Genomic DNA, 15,325 nt, shown 5'->3' on the forward strand with positions numbered 1-15,325 from the left:
CCATGAAGTCGGCGGCAGTCGCCGACATCGCCTTCATGATCAACAGGGGGCGGGCGGAGGCGGGCGCGGAAGGGCTGGGCGGGGTGGGATCCAAACCTGGATTGAATGCTTGTCACGTCAGCTCGGTGCCGGGTCGCTGACGGGGCGGATCTGCGCCACACTGACGCCGTGGATCCTCGACAGGGCAAGCGACGCACGACGCACGGTGGGCTGCGCTCCGCCGTGGTGGTCAACCCCTCGAAGGTGGCCGACCTCGACGAGCTGCGCCAGACGGTCCACGCCGCCCTCGGCGCGGCCGGCTGGCCCGAGCCGCTGTGGTTCGAGACCACCGTCGAGGACCCGGGGCGCGGCCAGACGCAGGAGGCGGTCGAGGCCGGCGTGGAGGTCGTCTTCGCCTGCGGCGGCGACGGCACCGTGATGGCCTGCGTCAGCGGCCTGGTCGGCACCGAGGTGGCGCTCGCCGTGCTGCCCCAGGGCACCGGCAACCTGCTCGCGGCCAACCTGGGCCTCTCGGGCGACCTGGCCGCCGGGCTGGAGGTCGCCGTCGAACGGGGTCGCCGACTGCTCGACGTCGGCGCGGTCGAGGACCACTACTTCACGGTGATGGCCGGCATGGGCTTCGACGCCCAGATGCTCGCCGACACCTCGGAGACCACCAAGAAGCGGATCGGCTGGCCGGCGTACGTCGTGGGGGCCGCCCGGCACCTGCGGGACCGACCGATGCGGGTCTCCATCCGCATCGACGACCAGCAGCCGATCCGCCGCCGGGCCCGCTCGGTCCTCGTGGCCAACGTGGGCCGCCTCCAGGGTGGGGTACGCCTGCTCACCGAGGCCGAGCCGGACGACGGCTACCTCGACGTCGCGGTGCTCACCCCGCGTACGCTGCGGCACTGGCTCGCGCTCGGCTGGGCGGTCGTGCGCAAGCAGGACAGCGTGCCCCGGATGGAGGTCTTCCGGGCCCGACGCGTGGAGATCGCCAGCAACCGGGCCCAGCCCCGGGAACTCGACGGCGACCTCATCGAGCCGGGCCGCACCCTGAAGGCCGAGATCCGGCGGCGGGCGCTGTGGCTCTGCGTACCACAGCCGGAGCAGGGTCCCGACCTGGCCGAGGACGCGCGGGCAGCCGCCGAGCGTGGTGAGCGGCTCGTCGAGGAGGCGCGTCGTGAGTAGCACCCGCATCGTGCCGGAGACCCGGCTGATGTCGGACGAGGAACTCAACGCCGACGACGCCTGGCACACCCTGCGCCGCCAGGGCGGCTGGCACCTGCTGCGGGACGCGTTCATCAGGTTCCGCTACGGCGACGGGTTCAGCCACGCCCGCGCCTTCGCGTTCCAACTCTGCCTCGCCGTGGTGCCGTTCCTGATCGCGCTGACCGGCCTGATCAGCGAACTCGGCGTGCAGGAGGGCGGCAAGGTCGTCGCCGACACGGTGCTCGCGCTCACCCCCGGGGCGAGCGAACCGATGGTGGCGGAGCTGCTCGGTGAGGGCGACCGCACCGAACGCGCCGGGGAACTGGCGCTCGGCCTCGGCCTGGTCACCGGCCTGGTGGCGTTGACCAGCACCATGGCCCAGATCGAGCGCGGCGCCAACCGGATCTACGGCGTGGAGCGGGACCGGCCCGCGCTGTGGAAGTACGTCCGCGCCACCGTCCTCGCCCTTGCCGCCGGCGTGCCGGCGCTCACCGGGTTCCTGATCCTCGTCGGCGGTGGCCCCATGGGCGACTCGGTGCAGCGCCACTACGCCTGGGGCGAGCTCGCCGACGGCGTCTGGGACGTGGTGCGCTGGCCGCTGAGCCTCGGCCTGACCGTCCTCGCCGTCGCGGTGATCTTCCGGCACGCGCCTCGCCGCAAACAGCCCGGCCTGTCCTGGCTCTTCTTCGGCGCCGGCATCGCCACCGCGCTGTGGTGGCTGGCCAGCCTGCTGCTCGCCGCGTACGTGCGGTTCAGTGGCGGGTTCGGCCAGACCTACGGTGCGCTGACCGGGATGATGGCGCTGCTGCTCTGGGCCAACCTGACCGGCATGGCGCTCTTCGGCGGGCTGTCCTTCGCCGCCCAGCTCGAGGCGCTGCGCATCGGGGCACGCGAGCCCGCCAAGCCCGACCTGTGGGAGCCCGAGGCCACCCGCGAGGAGTCCCACGACACCGGCGAGATGACCTCGCTCTGACCCCACATCGGACACCCCCGGTGTACGCGGAGCGCCGATCGGGTACCCGGCTCGCCAGAAGCGAGAGGGAGGCTGCCGTGGGCGCGGTCAAAGAAGCGTTGCGACGACCCCTGGGTCATTTCACCGAACGTACGCTCGCCGGCCTGGCGATCGTGCTCGGTGCCGGGGTCGGTTTCGGGGTGCTCCTCGTCCTGGTGAGGACCCGCTGGTCCCCGCTCTACGACGTCGACCACGGGGTGGCCGCCTGGCTCAACGACCTGGTCGCCCCGCACGGGCCGCTGGTGACGGTGCTCAACGCGCTCACCGACCTCGGCGGGCGGGCGGTCATCGTCTGGCTGGTGTCGGTCGCCGTGGTCGGCCTGCTGATCCGCAAGCAGGGCCGGCTCGCGGTCTTCCTGATCGTCACCGGCGTCGGCGCGCTCGTGCTCGACCCGGCGCTCAAGACGCTTGTCGACCGGCTGCGCCCCGAGGTGGAGGTGCCCATCGGCACGTACGCGGGGGACAGCTTCCCCAGCGGCCACGCGCTCGGCTCGATGGTCGCGTACGGGGCGCTGCTGCTGGTCTTCCTGCCGGCCATGTCGCGGCGCTGGCGCAAGCCGGCGATCGCCCTGGTCGCCGTCGTCGTGTTCCTCATCGGCCTGACCCGCATCGCGTTGGGCGTGCACTTCGTCTCGGACGTGCTGGGGGCCTGGCTGCTCGGCGCCGCCTGGCTCGGCGTCACCGCGTACGCCTTCCGGCTGTGGCGGCTGGAACGTGGCCGTCCGGTCCCGGCGCTGACCGACGGGCTGGAGCCGGAGGCCGCGCACGACGTGGCACCCGCCCCCGACGAGGCGCACCTGCTGCCGCACCCCCGGGCCGCCGTGTTCGAGCTGATCGTCGGCTGGGTGCTGATCCTCGGCGCGCTCTACGGCTTCGGCATGTTCGTCAGCTACCACGCCGGCGGCACCTTCTTCGCGACCCTGGACACGGACGTGCCGCGCTGGTTCGCCGAGCACCGCACCCCCGGCCGCGACGACTTCAGCCACCTCTGGAGCAAGGTCGGCGACACCCACGCCATCCTGCTGATCTCGCTGGTCTTCTGCCCGCTCGTGCTCGCCGTGTGGCGGCGCTGGCGGCCGGTGCTGTTCGTGGCCCTGACCATGTTCGGCGAACTGACCCTCTTCCTGGCCTCCGCCGCCGCCGTCGACCGGCCCCGACCGCCCGTCGGCAACCTCGACGGGCCGATGCCGACCTCGTCCTTCCCGTCCGGCCACATCGCCGCCACGCTCTGCGTCTGGGTGGCGATCGCGGTCATCGTCTTCCCGCGTACCGACCGGTGGTGGCGGTGGATCTTCGTGGCGCTGGCGGTCGTCATGCCGGCCGGTGTGGCGATCAGCCGGATGTACCGGGGGATGCACCACCCCACCGACTTCATGGGCGCGATCATCCTCACCACCCTCTGGATCGGGCTGCTCTACTGGGTGGTCCGCCCCAACGAGGACGTGCGCCAGGGCAACCAGCCGAGCATCGAATCCGAGGACGTGCACACCCTCGACGACGAGCTGGTCAGGGCCGGCCGGGCGGACTGACGCCGCCGATGCTGCGGGTGATGACCTGGAACATCCGGACCGGCGGCCGGGACTCCGGCGGCGCCGACCGCCGGGACCTGCTGGCCCGGGTCGTCGTCGCCGAACGGCCGGACGTGCTGGCTCTGCAGGAGCTGCGGGACTTCGACTCCGGTGCCGTGCTGGCGGACTTCGCGGGCCGGGTGGGGATGCGTCCCCACCTGGCCCGGTCCTGCTTCGGCCAGCCCGTGGCGGTGCTGCTCCGGCCGCCGCTGCGGGCGCTGGCCGCGACCCGGGTACGCCGGCCGTTCCACCACGCCGCGCAGCGCGTCACCGTGGCCACCACCGCCGGCCCGCTGACCGTGCTGAGCGTGCACCTCGACCCGTACTCGGGGCTGCGGCGGCGCATCGAGGCCGGCTGGGCCGCCGCCGCGCTACGCCGCGCCCCGGGGGAGTTGGGGCTGCTCGCCGGGGACCTCAACACTCTCGACCCGGTCGCCGAACACACCGACCGCATCGCCCGGCTGCCGCCCGCGTACCGTCGCCGGCACCTGCGCCGCGACGGGCGGACGGTGGAGACCCGCGCGGTGGCCCGGCTGCTCGCCGCCGGCCTGGTCGACCTGTACGCGGCGGCCAACCACCCGATCGGCGGCCCGGGGGGCGCTGGTGTGCTGGTCGCTGACCCGAGTGATGGTGCGGTGCGCTATCGGCTGAGCGGTGGCGCGGCGGCCGGGCCGGCCGACGACGGGCTGACCGCGCCCACTCGACACGGCGGCGGGGCTGAGTTCTCGGGGATGCGGCTGGACTACCTGTTCGGCACGGCGGCGCTGGCCAACCGGGTACGCGACTGCCGGGTGCGGCGGGGCGGCGAGAGCGAGTACGCCTCCGACCACTACCCGGTCGTCGTCGACCTGGACCTCGACCCGGCCCCGCCCTCCGGCCCCGCCTGAATCCGCTCCTGCCGCGGGCAGCCACCGCCGGCGGGGCTCGCCACGCTGCGCCACTGACCGCCCCGTCAGCCGACCCGGGAGCTGTCTTCTGCCCACCCGCCTGCCCCCGAGCCACCCCACCCGCAGAGTGCCTGCGGCAAGGTACGCATCGTGATCAGGACCCCATGGACGTTATCTGGCCGCTTTAAGGTCCATGGAGTCCTGATCACCATTCGGCTGGGCGTGGGCAGTGGCAGTCCGCGTCGCCGCGACTGACGCGCCCGCGACTGACGCCCTCCGCGCTGCTGTCGGCCGCGGCGTGCTGCCGTTGGCGCGGGCGCGGGCGCGGTGCCGTTGGCGCGGGCGCGGTGCCGCGGGCGCGGTGCCGTCGGCGCGGCGCGCTGCCGCTGGGGGAAATCTTGGCGCGAAAGTGCCCCTATCGGAGCCGAATTTCTCCAAGATCTCGAAGCCCAGCCCAGCACCCGGCCACGCTCACCGTCCGGCCACGCTCACCGTCCGGTCTCGCCCAGCGCCCCGGCCGCGCCTCACCGCCCCGGCCATCCTCACCGCCCGGTCGCGCTCAGCCCCCAGCGCTTCGGTCCGGCGCTTCGGCCCAGCACTCGGCCCAGCGCCTGCCCAGGGCAGACCGGTGCCTGCCCAGGGCAGACCGACCGGCGCCGGGTGCCTGGCTGGCCGTCAGAGGAACAGGTTGAGTAGGACGGTCAGGACGACCGAGGCGACGATCGAGAAGAGGATCATCAGGAGGCAACCGAGGCCGCCGCCGGCGGGCCGGATCTCCGTGTTACCGAAGCGCATGTGATCACCTGTTCGTCGGCTGCGGGGTGAGGAGAGCGCGTACCGCGTCGGCGACCTGCGCCGGTGCGGTGGTGACGACGTTGTGGGCGGCACCCGGGACGGTGACCGTACGGGAGTGCGGCACCAGCCGGCTCACCTGTGTACGCCAGGCCGGTGGCACGACGGGGTCCCTGGAGCCGGTGACCACGAGGGTGGGCGCGGCGATGCCGACCAGGTCCGCCTCGATGTCGTTGCGTACCGAGTGGGACAGCGTCGCGTGCACCCGCCAGGGGCGGGCGTCCACGACGTCCCGCAGCAGGATCGGTGCCTGCAGCGGGGCTTCCCGAAGGGTGTCGACGAGCCAGCGTCCGAACTGGCCGCGTCGGGACCGGGCGGCCGGGTCGCTGGTCGGGCCGGCGAGCACCACGGCCCGGACCGCATCGGGATGCCGGGCGGCGAGCGCCGCGACGACCTCCGCGCCGAAGGAGTGCCCGAGCAGGCACACGGGCGGCATCCGGTACGCGGCCAGCCAGGCGGCCAGGTGCGCGGCGTGCCGGGGCACGTCGTACGCGTGGGTGGGGCGCTCGGTCAGCCCGAAGCCGGGCAGGTCGGGCGCGTACACCGGGTGGGTGTCGGCCAGCGTCAGGGCGAGCGGGGTCAGGTAGCGGTGCGACACCGCCAGCCCGTGCACCAGCACGACGGGGATGGCGGCGGTGCCGGGGTCGCCGGCGCGGCGGGTGTGCGTCCGCAGCCCGTCGACCAGCCGCCATTCGCTGGTCAGGCCGGCGACCGGCCGGGGGGCGGCCAGCGCGAGGCGCAGCTCGGCGGGGCCGAACCGCCCGGGCGGGGTGACCCGGGGCCGCCGGGCCGGGGTCGTCCGGGTTCGGGCCGCCCCGGCCCCCACCGCTCGCGCGGCCTCGGCTCCGTCACCGGGCGATGGCCCGGCTCCGACACCGGGCGATGGCTCGGCCCTCACAGCTCGCGCAGCCTCGGCAGGAGCTGCTCCTGCGCCCAGTCCAGGAACATCGGCTGCGTCTCGCCGCCCACCTGGACGATCGCCACGTGGGTGAAGCCGGCGTCGACGAACTTGCGGAACGCCTCGACGTGCTGGTCGACGTCGGGTCCGCAGGAGATTCCCTCGGCCACGTCCTCCTCCCGGACGAACTGGGTGGCGGCGGCGAACGAGTCCGGGCCGGGCAGGTCCGCGTTGACCTTCCAGCCCATGCCGAACCAGCGGAACTGGTCGTGCACGATCTTGCGGCATTCGGCCTCGTCCGGCCCGTAGCAGATGGCCACCTGGCCGTAGCGGGGTTGACCGGCGCCGCCGGCCTCGTCGTACATGTCGATGATGTGCGGGTCGGGCTCGGTGGCGACGAGGCCGTTGCCGTACTCGGCGGCGAGGGTGACCGACTGGCGGCCGGAGGCGGCCACGGCCATCGGCACGGGCCGGGCCGGGCGGTCCCACACGTAGGCGTCGGGGACGTCGTAGTGGTTGCCGGAGAAGGTCAGCGTCTCCCCGTTGAGCAGCGGCCGGATGATCTGCAGCGCCTCCTCGAACATCTCGTGGCGCTGCTGCACGTGCGGCCAGCCGCCGACGACGTGCTCGTTGAGGTTTTCGCCCGCGCCCAGGCCCAGGGTGAACCGGCCGTCCGAGAGCACCCCGATCGTGCTGGCCTTCTGGGCGACGACCGCCGGGTGGTAGCGGCGGATCGGGCAGGTGACGAAGGACATCAGCTCCGCGCGGCTGGTGGCGTGCGCGACCGCGCCGAGCACCGACCAGGCGTACGGGGAGTGGCCCTGGGACTCCAGCCAGGGGTAGTAGTGGTCGGAGATGACGAGCTGGTCGAAGCCGGCCGCCTCCGCCCGTACCGCGTAGTCGACCAGGTGCTTGGGACCGGCCTGCTCGCACATCAGGGTGTACCCGACGCTGACCATGGGATGTCTCCTTGTTTCCGATCCGGGCGGATCGCCTCCGGATACCCCGGACGGGTCGGGTCAACCCTCGCCCCCGCGGTTGCTTAACCGGTTCATTGCGTGACCGGCCCGACGGGCCTACGCTGATCCCTGCGCCGCCGGGAGCCGGGCGGCGGTCGTCGGGCTGCGACCGCCATCTCTGTGACGACCCACCCCCACCTGGGCAGCGGGGGTCCTCCCTTGAGGAAGGCCATGAAGAAGAGACTCTCCGCCGCCGGTGCGGCCCTGCTCGCGCTGCTGGTCGCCGTGCTGGCGTTCGGCCAGCCCGCGCGGGCCGCGACCGGCTTCACCGTCGCCGACGGCAAGCTGTACGACGCCAACGGCAGCGAGTTCGTCATGCGTGGCGTCAACCACGCGCACACCTGGTACCCGCAGCAGACCAGTTCCTTCGCCAACATCAAGGCGCTCGGGGCGAACACGGTGCGGGTGGTGCTGGCCAGCGGCCAGCGGTGGGCCAAGAACGACACCGCCGACGTCGCCAACGTCATCTCGCTGTGCAAGGCCAACCGGTTGATCTGCGTGCTGGAGGTGCACGACACCACCGGCTACGGCGAGCAGAGCGGGGCGGCCACGCTGGACCAGGCGGTCGACTACTGGCTCAGCGTCGCCGGCGCCCTCGCCGGCCAGGAGAGATACGTCATCGTCAACATCGGCAACGAGCCGTACGGCAACCAGGGTTACGGCACCTGGGCGACCGACACCGCCAACGCGATCAAGCGGCTGCGCACGGGCGGCCTGACGCACACCATCATGGTCGACGCCCCGAACTGGGGTCAGGACTGGACGTTCACCATGCGCGACAACGCCGCCTCGGTGTTCGCGGCCGACCCGCAGCAGAACACCGTCTTCTCCATCCACATGTACGGCGTCTTCGACACCGCCGCCGAGATCAGCGACTACCTCGGCCGGTTCCGCGCCGCCAAGCTGCCGATCGTGGTGGGTGAGTTCGGCTTCGACCACTCCGACGGCAACCCCGACGAGGACGCCATCCTCTCCTACAGCCAGGCCAACGGGATCGGTTACCTGGGCTGGTCGTGGAGCGGCAACGGCGGCGGCGTCGAATATCTGGACCTGGTCACCAACTTCAACCCGGCGGCCCTGACCACCTGGGGTCAGCGCCTCTTCAACGGTGCGAACGGCATCAAGGCGACCGCGCGGGAGGCGACGGTCTTCCGCAGCACCCCGCCGCCGACCACCCCGCCGCCCACGACGCCCCCGCCGACGACCCCACCACCCACGACGCCCCCACCCACGACGCCTCCGCCGGGAGGCTGCACGGCGACGTACACGGTGGCCAACCAGTGGCAGGGCGGTTTCCAGGGTGAGGTGAAGGTGACGGCCGGCCCGGCGGCGATCACCGGCTGGACGACGAGGTGGACGTTCGCGGGCGGCCAGAGCGTCAGTCAGTCCTGGAGCACGGTGCTGAGCAGCAACGGGTCGACCGTCACGGCGGGCAACGCCGACTGGAACGGCCGGCTCGGCGCCGGGGCCAGCACCACCTTCGGTTTCATCGCGAGTTGGAACGGCACAAACCCCGTGCCCACGGTGACCTGCACGGCGAGCTGAGATCCCCGTGCCGGCGGTCTGGCTGCGTGATCAGGTGACGGAAAGCCGGGCTGTGCGGGCTCGTCGCACCGGTGAGAGATCAACTGATCACGGACCCACCAGGTCGCGGACTGGTCGGAAACTGTCACCACCGTCCGGCGGGAGCTACGGCTCGGCGGTCGTGTGGGCGGGGCGGCGAGCGGGCGCAAGACATCGACGATGTGGCATGGGTCACCGCGAACCGGGCGGCGGGCGGCGGCGCGAATGCCTACCGTGAGGCTGCGGCCGCGCTCCTGGTGGTCGCGAGTCCACGGGGGACACCGAGGTAGTTGCCGCGCTCGATCGACCGTGTCCGGTCACGAGGGCGCGCGACACGCTGCGCCGTAATCGCGCTCCGACGCCGCACGGATGGCCCCTGCCAGCAGATCCAGAAGGGATCGTCCGTGCCATCGTCGTACCGTCGGCGAGCAGCCCGAGCTGTCGGCCTGCTCGCCACCACTCTGCTGGTCGGGATCCTCGGCGTTCCGCCGGCCCAGGCCGTCTCCGGAGGTGTCGCCGTCAGCGACGGCGCCTTCGCCTTCGCCGCCAAGATCGAGGTGGGACCCGGCTCGCGTGCCTGTAGCGGCGCGCTGGTCGACCCCTGGTGGGTGCTGACCGCCAAGAGTTGCTTCAGCGTCGACGGGCAGCCGGTCGTCGCCGGGAAGCCCGCGCAGCCGGCCACCGTGACGGTCGGGCGACCCGACCTCACCACGTCGACCGGCGCGGTCGTTCCCGTCTTCCGGATCGTTCCCCACCCGAACCGCGACGTGGTGCTCGTCCGGCTCGCCGCGCGGGTGGAGGTGGCCCCGGTGCCGCTGGGCGCCGCCGCCAGCGTGGGCGAGCAGCTCACGGTCGCCGGCTTCGGTCGCACCGCCACCACGTGGGTGCCGGACCAGTTGCACACCGGCACCTTCGCCGTGCAGGCCGTGAACGCCGGCACGCTGGGGATCCTGGGCAGCGGGCAGGCCGCCATCTGCCGGGGCGACCTGGGCGGGCCGACCGTCCGGTTGGTCGCCGGCAAGCCGCAGCTCGTGGCCCTGCACCACACCTCGTGGCAGGGCGGATGCCTGGCGGAGACCGAGACGCGCCGCGACGCGGTGGAGACCCGCGTCGACGACCTGGGCACCTGGCTGACCGCGAACATCCCGCAGGGCCCGGCGCTCGACCGGTACGAGGACATCAACTTCCTCTACGTCTACGCCACCGGCGACGGCGCGCCGCAGACCTTTCCCGCGACCTCCACCGGTGGGTTCACCCACCCGCTCGGTGAGTGGGCGGGCGGCAACGCCGCCTACAAGGAACAGGTGAAGGTGCTCAACGACGACTTCGACGGAGACGGCGTCAAGGACGTCGCGGTGATGTCGAAGCGCGCCGGCGGCAACTTCGTCCTCGACACGTTCATCACCCGCCCGGACGGCAAGCACAGCGCGCCGATCAGGTCGTGGACGGACAACGACTTCGGCAACCTGGAAAACATGAAGATGGCCTCCGGCGACTTCAACGGCGACGGCCGGGCGGACCTGACGGCCTTCTACGGGTACGGCAACGGCGACGAGGCATGGTTCAACTGGCTCGCGCGGCCGGACGGCGGCTTCGAGGAGCCGGTCGAGGTCTGGAAGGCACCCGACTTCGGCAGTTGGACCAACAGTTCGGTCTTCGCCGGTGACGTCAACGGCGACGGTCGGGACGACGCCAGCCTCTTCTACAGGTACGCCAACAGCGAGGCCATGGCCCTGATCACGTGGCCGGGCAAGGCCGACGGCACGTTCGGCACCGGCTACACCTCCTGGTCGACCCAGACCGCCAAGCCGTTCCTCTCGCTCACCTCGATGAAGGTCGTGGACGGCGACTTCAACGGGGACGGCCGCGACGACGTCGCCGTGCTGCTCAACGACAACGGCCTGCGGCTGTTCACCTGGACGGCCAGGGCGGACGGAAACTTCAACGCCCCGCTGGCCTCCTGGACGTCGACCATCTTCGGCCAGTTCGCCAGGACGAAGCTGGTCGCGGGCGACTACAACGGCGACAGGCGCGACGACCTCGCCATCCTCTACCAGTACGCCGACGACGACATCGGGTTGCACACGTTCACGGCGAAGGCCGACGGCGGGTTCAACGAACCCTTCCAGTCGTGGACCGTGCAGTCGGGCACCTACGGCTGGTGGCCGAGCATGCGGTTGCACGGCCAGTGACCCCGTCCGCCTGAGGTGTCCCCTGCGCCCAGGGCGCAGGGGACACCAGCCGTTCGGGTGACGGGGCCGCCGCTCAGCCGGCGGCGGTCACCTCCAGCAGCAGGGTCTGCTCGGGATGCAACGCGGGCATCTGGAGCCCGACGGTCGCCAGCACCGCACCGCCGAGGGTCACCCCGCCGCCGGCCAGCCAGCCCGGTTCGCTCCACCCGAGGGTCGCGGGCTCCGGCACGCCCGCGACGGGGCGCACCGCGTACCGCCGGCGGGAATCGAGGCCGGGCAGCCGGACCGGGCCGGGCGTCTGGGTCACCGAGGTGGCCAGCCGCGCCACGGCGTACACGGCGCGGGAACCGTCGTGGGCGACGACGCCGTGCACCCAGACGGCCGGGTCGGGGTGGTCGGCCCGGACCACCCGGCCGGTGTGCAGCAGCGGGCGCAGCCGCTTGTGCAGCGCGACCCAGGCGGCCAGCTCGCGGCGCTGCACGAAGCCGATCGCGCCGATGTCCCACTCGATGCCGTGGTGACCGAAGAGCGCGGTCGCCGCCCGGAAGCCGAGGTCGTGCACGCGACCTGTGGTGTGCGACCGTTCGGGCCCGATGTGGGTGCCGACCAGCTCGGGCGGGAGCAGCAGCCCCGTCCAGCGTTGGATGGCCAGCCGTTCCAGGGCGTCGTTGCAGTCGCTGGCCCAGACCCGGTCGGTGCGCCGCAGGATCTCCAGGTCCACCCGCGCGCCGCCGGACGCGCAGCTCTCGATCTCCACGCCCGGGTGGCGGCGGCGCAGCTCGTCGAGGAGCCGGTAGACCGCGAGGGTCTGCCCGTGCACGCCGGGGCGGCCGTGGTGGCCCGCCTCGGTCAGGTCCCGGTTGTGGTCCCACTTGAGGTAGTCGATGCCGGGATGCGCGACGAGCAGCGCGTCGAGCCGACCCAGCAGGTACTCGTACACCGGCGGGTGGGCCAGGTCGAGGACCTGCTGGTGACGCCACTGCGGCGGCAGCCGGCCGGGCACCGACAGCACCCACCCGGGGTGGGCCCGGAACACCTCGGAGTCGGGGTTGACCATCTCCGGTTCGACCCAGAGCCCGAACCGCATCCCGCGACCGCGTACGTGTTCGACGAGCGGGGTCAGGCCGTCCGGCCAGACGGTCTCGTCGACGTACCAGTCGCCGAGGCCGGCGCGGTCGTGCCGGCGGCCCCGGAACCAGCCGTCGTCGAGCACGAACCGTTCCACCCCGACCTCGGCGGCGTGGTCGGCCAGCGCCCGCAGCCGCTCCAGGTCGTGGTCGAAGTAGACCGCCTCCCACACGTTGAGGGTGACCGGGCGGGGCGTTGCCGGGTGCTGCGGACGGGCGCGCAGGTGGGTGTGCAGAACGTCGCTGAGCCCGTCGAGCCCGGCGGCGGAGAAGACCGCGTGGAGCAGGGGGGTGGCGTACTCCTCGCCGGGGGCGAGCACCACCTCGCCGGGGGCGAGCAGTTCACCGCCGCCGAGGACCGACTCGCCCGTCGGCCGCCGCTCGGCGAAGGTCACGTGGTCGCCGCTCCACGCGGTGTGTATCGCCCACACCTCGCCGTGGCCGAAGCCGAACCCGGCCGTGCCGGCGACCAGCAGCAGGGTCGCGTCGTGCCCGGTGCGGCCGTGCCGGCCCTCGCGTACCCAGGCGCCCATCGGCCACGGGTGCCGTTGCGGGGACCGTTCCCGGCACCACCGGCCGGTCAGGTCGAGCAGCTCGGTGGCGACCGCCGGCACCGGCAGGACCGGCGTCAGCTCCCGCAGCTCGTACGGGCGGTCGCCGCTGTTGCGCAGCCGGTGCCGCAGCAGCACCAGCCCGGTCGGGTCGAGCGTGATCTCGACGGTCAGTGACAGCCCGGCGGCGGCGTCCGAGGCCCGCACGCTCACCCGCGCCGCGCCGGCCGCGTCGCGGTCCCGCGCCCGCACCGGTACGCGCGCCGACTCCCCGCCGCCGGCCACGCGACCCGGGGCGGGCCCGGTGTCGTCGGCGACCTCGACGGCGTCGAGCCGGAAGGCGGTGGAGAAGTCCCGGCGGTCGCGGTGCCCGGCCAGCCCCGGCCGGCCGCCCCAGCCGGCGGATGCCTCCGGCAGCAGCGACAGCACCGTCGGCTCGTCGAAGCTGCTCGGTACGACCGGGGCGACTGTGGCGTCGAGCAGGGCGGGCAGGTCGTCGTCGGGGACCGGGCCGAGGTCGGCGCCCCAGTGCGCGACGCGGGGCAGCCCCGGGCCGCGCGCGTCGAGCAGCAGGCTGGTGCGGGCGCGGCGCAGGTGGACGATGGTCATCCTTTGGAAGCCCCCAGGGTCAGGCCCCGGACGAACTGCCTCTGCAACAGGAAGAAGATCACCAGGGTCGGGATGGCGACCAGCACCGAGCCGGCCGAGACGAGGTTGTTGTCGGTGAAGAACTCGCCGCGCAGGTTGTTCAGCGAGCTGGTCACGGGGAACTTGTCGCCGGTGCGCATGAGCACGGTGGCCCAGAAGAACTCGTTGTAGATCCAGGTGACCTCCAGGGTGGCCAGGGCGGCCAGGGCCGGCCGGCACAGCGGCATGGTCACCTGCCAGTACTGCCGCCAGACGCTGGCCCCGTCGACCATCGCCGCCTCGTAGAGGTCGCGCGGCAGCGCCTTCATGTAGTTGCTGAGCACGAAGACGCAGAAGCCGCACTGGAAGGCGACGTTGACCAGGATCAGCCCCCAGTAGCTGTCGTAGAGCAGCTCCGAGTCGCTCAGGAACGCCGGTAGCGGCACCTGCGTGAAGAGCCGGAACAGCGGGATCAGCAGGGCCTGCTGGGGCAGCAGGTTCGCCGCGGTGAAGAGGCCGAGCAGGACGATGTTGGTCTTCCAGGTGAACCGGGCGATGACGAACGCCACGCAGGAGGCGAGGAGGAGCGTCAGCAGCACCGCCGGCACGGTGATGTAGACGGAGTTGAGGAAGTGCCTGCCGAAGTCGCCGGTCCGCCAGGCGGTCACGTAGTTGTCGAGGGTCCAGCCGCCGAGCGAGACGTAGCCGTTGACGGCCGTGTACTCGTAGGAGCGCAACGAGGTCAGCACGGCCCAGAGGATCGGGAAGAGCCAACCGATCGCCACCGCCGCGAGGAACACGTGCAGCACCACCCGGGCCGGGCGCAGCGGCGGGCGACGCCCGCCCTCGGGGGTGGTCCCGGGTTCCGGGGTCACGGTCGCGGTGCTCATCGGCGTTCCTCCCGCAGCACGGTCACCAGGTAGACGGTGATGAAGACCAGCGAGACGACCAGCATGATCGTGGCCAGCGCGGAGCCGAAGCCGATCCGGCTGGCCTCGCCCACCACGTTCTGGGTGACGAGCGCCGAGAGCAGCTCCAGGCCGTTGCGGCCCTTGTTGATGACCCAGACCAGGTCGAACGCGCGCAGCGACTCGATCACCGTCACCACCAGCACGATGATGTTGATGGGCCGCAGGACGGGGAAGACCACCTGGAAGAACGTCCGGCCCTCCGACGCGCCGTCCACGGCGGCGGCCTCCCGCAGCGACGGGTCGACGCCCTTCAGCCCGGCCAGGTAGAGCAGCATGATGTAGCCGACGTGCCGCCAGCCGGCGGCCACCAGCACGGCCCAGATGTTGACGCCCGGGTCGCCGTACCAGTCCACGTCGGTGCCGAGAACGGCGTTGAGCAGCCCCTGGTCGCGGGAGTAGAGCAGTTGCCAGACGAAGCCGATCAGCGCCAGGGAGAGCACCACCGGCAGGTAGAGCGCCGTCTGGTAGAACCGGGTGCCGCGCAGCTCCTTGTCGAGCAGGACGGCCAGGAACATGCCGAAGGGGGTGGCCACGACGAACAGCGCCGCCAGCCAGAGCAGGTTGTTCTGCACGGCCGGCACGAACGGCGGGTAGTTTCCGACGACGTCGGCGTAGTTGCGCCCGCCGACCCACTCGATGTCGCCGACCGGGCCGATGCCGTCCCAGTCGGTGCCGGAGAGCAGCACGGTGGCCCCCGCCGGCAGCCAGACCAGGCCGACGACGAGCAGCAGCGGTACGGTCACCATGAGCGCGATGACCACGCGGTCGGTGCGGGTCAGCAGCCGTACGCGCCGACGGCGGCCATCCGTGGGGGTTGACGGCGGCACGGCGCGGTCCGCTTCGATCAGGGGCAGGTCGGACACGGTG

11 protein-coding genes are annotated in these 15,325 nt (G+C 72.5%); 6 read left to right on the forward strand and 5 right to left on the reverse strand.

What is annotated here, in order from left to right; genetic code table 11:
• Positions 1-105 precede the first annotated feature (105 nt).
• The 4 genes from ACQ452_RS08820 to ACQ452_RS08835 all read left to right on the forward strand — a co-directional run bounded on the left by ACQ452_RS08820 (position 106) and on the right by ACQ452_RS08835 (position 4,658).
• Positions 106-1,170, forward strand: coding sequence for a diacylglycerol/lipid kinase family protein (locus ACQ452_RS08820; RefSeq protein ID WP_433392015.1), 1,065 nt, complete (start codon positions 106-108; stop codon positions 1,168-1,170).
• Positions 1,163-2,164 carry a YihY/virulence factor BrkB family protein gene (locus ACQ452_RS08825; RefSeq protein ID WP_433392018.1) on the forward strand — a complete coding sequence of 334 codons (1,002 nt, stop codon included), beginning with the start codon at positions 1,163-1,165 and terminating at the stop codon, positions 2,162-2,164. Before ACQ452_RS08820 ends, ACQ452_RS08825 begins: the two co-directional genes overlap by 8 nt.
• 77 nt (positions 2,165-2,241) lie before the next feature.
• Entirely contained in the window at positions 2,242-3,732 is a 1,491-nt protein-coding gene (locus ACQ452_RS08830) for a phosphatase PAP2 family protein (RefSeq protein ID WP_433392020.1), read from the forward strand.
• Positions 3,733-3,752: 20 nt separating this feature from the next.
• Entirely contained in the window at positions 3,753-4,658 is a 906-nt protein-coding gene (locus ACQ452_RS08835) for an endonuclease/exonuclease/phosphatase family protein (RefSeq protein WP_433392023.1), read from the forward strand.
• A gap of 799 nt (positions 4,659-5,457) precedes the next feature.
• On the opposite strand, the gene ACQ452_RS08840 is transcribed toward ACQ452_RS08835, so the two are convergent.
• Entirely contained in the window at positions 5,458-6,336 is an 879-nt protein-coding gene (locus ACQ452_RS08840) for an alpha/beta fold hydrolase (protein ID WP_433392026.1), read from the reverse strand.
• 68 nt (positions 6,337-6,404) lie between these two features.
• A complete protein-coding gene (locus tag ACQ452_RS08845; RefSeq protein WP_433392027.1) occupies positions 6,405-7,367 on the reverse strand; it encodes a TIGR03557 family F420-dependent LLM class oxidoreductase in 963 nt (320 codons plus the stop codon).
• 231 nt (positions 7,368-7,598) lie between these two features.
• On the opposite strand from ACQ452_RS08845, the gene ACQ452_RS08850 reads away from it, so the two are divergent.
• Both ACQ452_RS08850 and ACQ452_RS08855 read left to right on the forward strand, forming a co-directional pair.
• Positions 7,599-8,972 (forward strand): cellulase family glycosylhydrolase, encoded by a 1,374-nt coding sequence (locus ACQ452_RS08850; protein WP_433392030.1) that lies wholly within the window; start codon positions 7,599-7,601, stop codon positions 8,970-8,972.
• A gap of 422 nt (positions 8,973-9,394) precedes the next feature.
• Complete coding sequence (locus tag ACQ452_RS08855; RefSeq protein WP_433392032.1) at positions 9,395-11,182, forward strand: trypsin-like serine protease; 1,788 nt, start codon at positions 9,395-9,397, stop codon at positions 11,180-11,182.
• Positions 11,183-11,255: 73 nt separating this feature from the next.
• Here the strand turns inward: ACQ452_RS08855 and ACQ452_RS08860 are convergent, their stop codons facing one another.
• From ACQ452_RS08860 to ACQ452_RS08870, 3 genes are read right to left on the reverse strand one after another with little or no spacing between them, the layout of a single operon-like run.
• A complete protein-coding gene (locus tag ACQ452_RS08860; RefSeq protein WP_433392034.1) occupies positions 11,256-13,469 on the reverse strand; it encodes an alpha-galactosidase in 2,214 nt (737 codons plus the stop codon).
• On the reverse strand, positions 13,466-14,377 hold the full coding sequence (locus ACQ452_RS08865; RefSeq protein WP_433392037.1) for a carbohydrate ABC transporter permease: 912 nt from the start codon (positions 14,375-14,377) through the stop codon (positions 13,466-13,468). Before ACQ452_RS08865 ends, ACQ452_RS08860 begins: the two co-directional genes overlap by 4 nt.
• A complete protein-coding gene (locus ACQ452_RS08870) occupies positions 14,374-15,321 on the reverse strand; it encodes a carbohydrate ABC transporter permease (protein ID WP_433392040.1) in 948 nt (315 codons plus the stop codon). Before ACQ452_RS08870 ends, ACQ452_RS08865 begins: the two co-directional genes overlap by 4 nt.
• Positions 15,322-15,325: the final 4 nt, after the last annotated feature.

The sequence above is a fragment of the Micromonospora sp. KLBMP9576 genome, from assembly GCF_050941805.1.
In the GTDB taxonomy this organism is placed as follows: Bacteria; Actinomycetota; Actinomycetes; order Mycobacteriales; family Micromonosporaceae; genus Micromonospora.

Bases quoted from the DNA above. Each gene is read 5' to 3' on its own strand.
- ACQ452_RS08820 (WP_433392015.1), top strand. From the start codon at position 106: ATGCTTGTCACGTCAGCTCGGTGCCGGGTCGCTGACGGGGCGGATCTG.
- ACQ452_RS08835 (WP_433392023.1), top strand. From the start codon at position 3,753: ATGACCTGGAACATCCGGACCGGCGGCCGGGACTCCGGCGGCGCCGAC.
- ACQ452_RS08845 (WP_433392027.1), bottom strand. From the start codon at position 7,367: ATGGTCAGCGTCGGGTACACCCTGATGTGCGAGCAGGCCGGTCCCAAG.
- ACQ452_RS08850 (WP_433392030.1), top strand. From the start codon at position 7,599: ATGAAGAAGAGACTCTCCGCCGCCGGTGCGGCCCTGCTCGCGCTGCTG.
- ACQ452_RS08860 (WP_433392034.1), bottom strand. From the start codon at position 13,469: ATGACCATCGTCCACCTGCGCCGCGCCCGCACCAGCCTGCTGCTCGAC.
- ACQ452_RS08865 (WP_433392037.1), bottom strand. From the start codon at position 14,377: ATGAGCACCGCGACCGTGACCCCGGAACCCGGGACCACCCCCGAGGGC.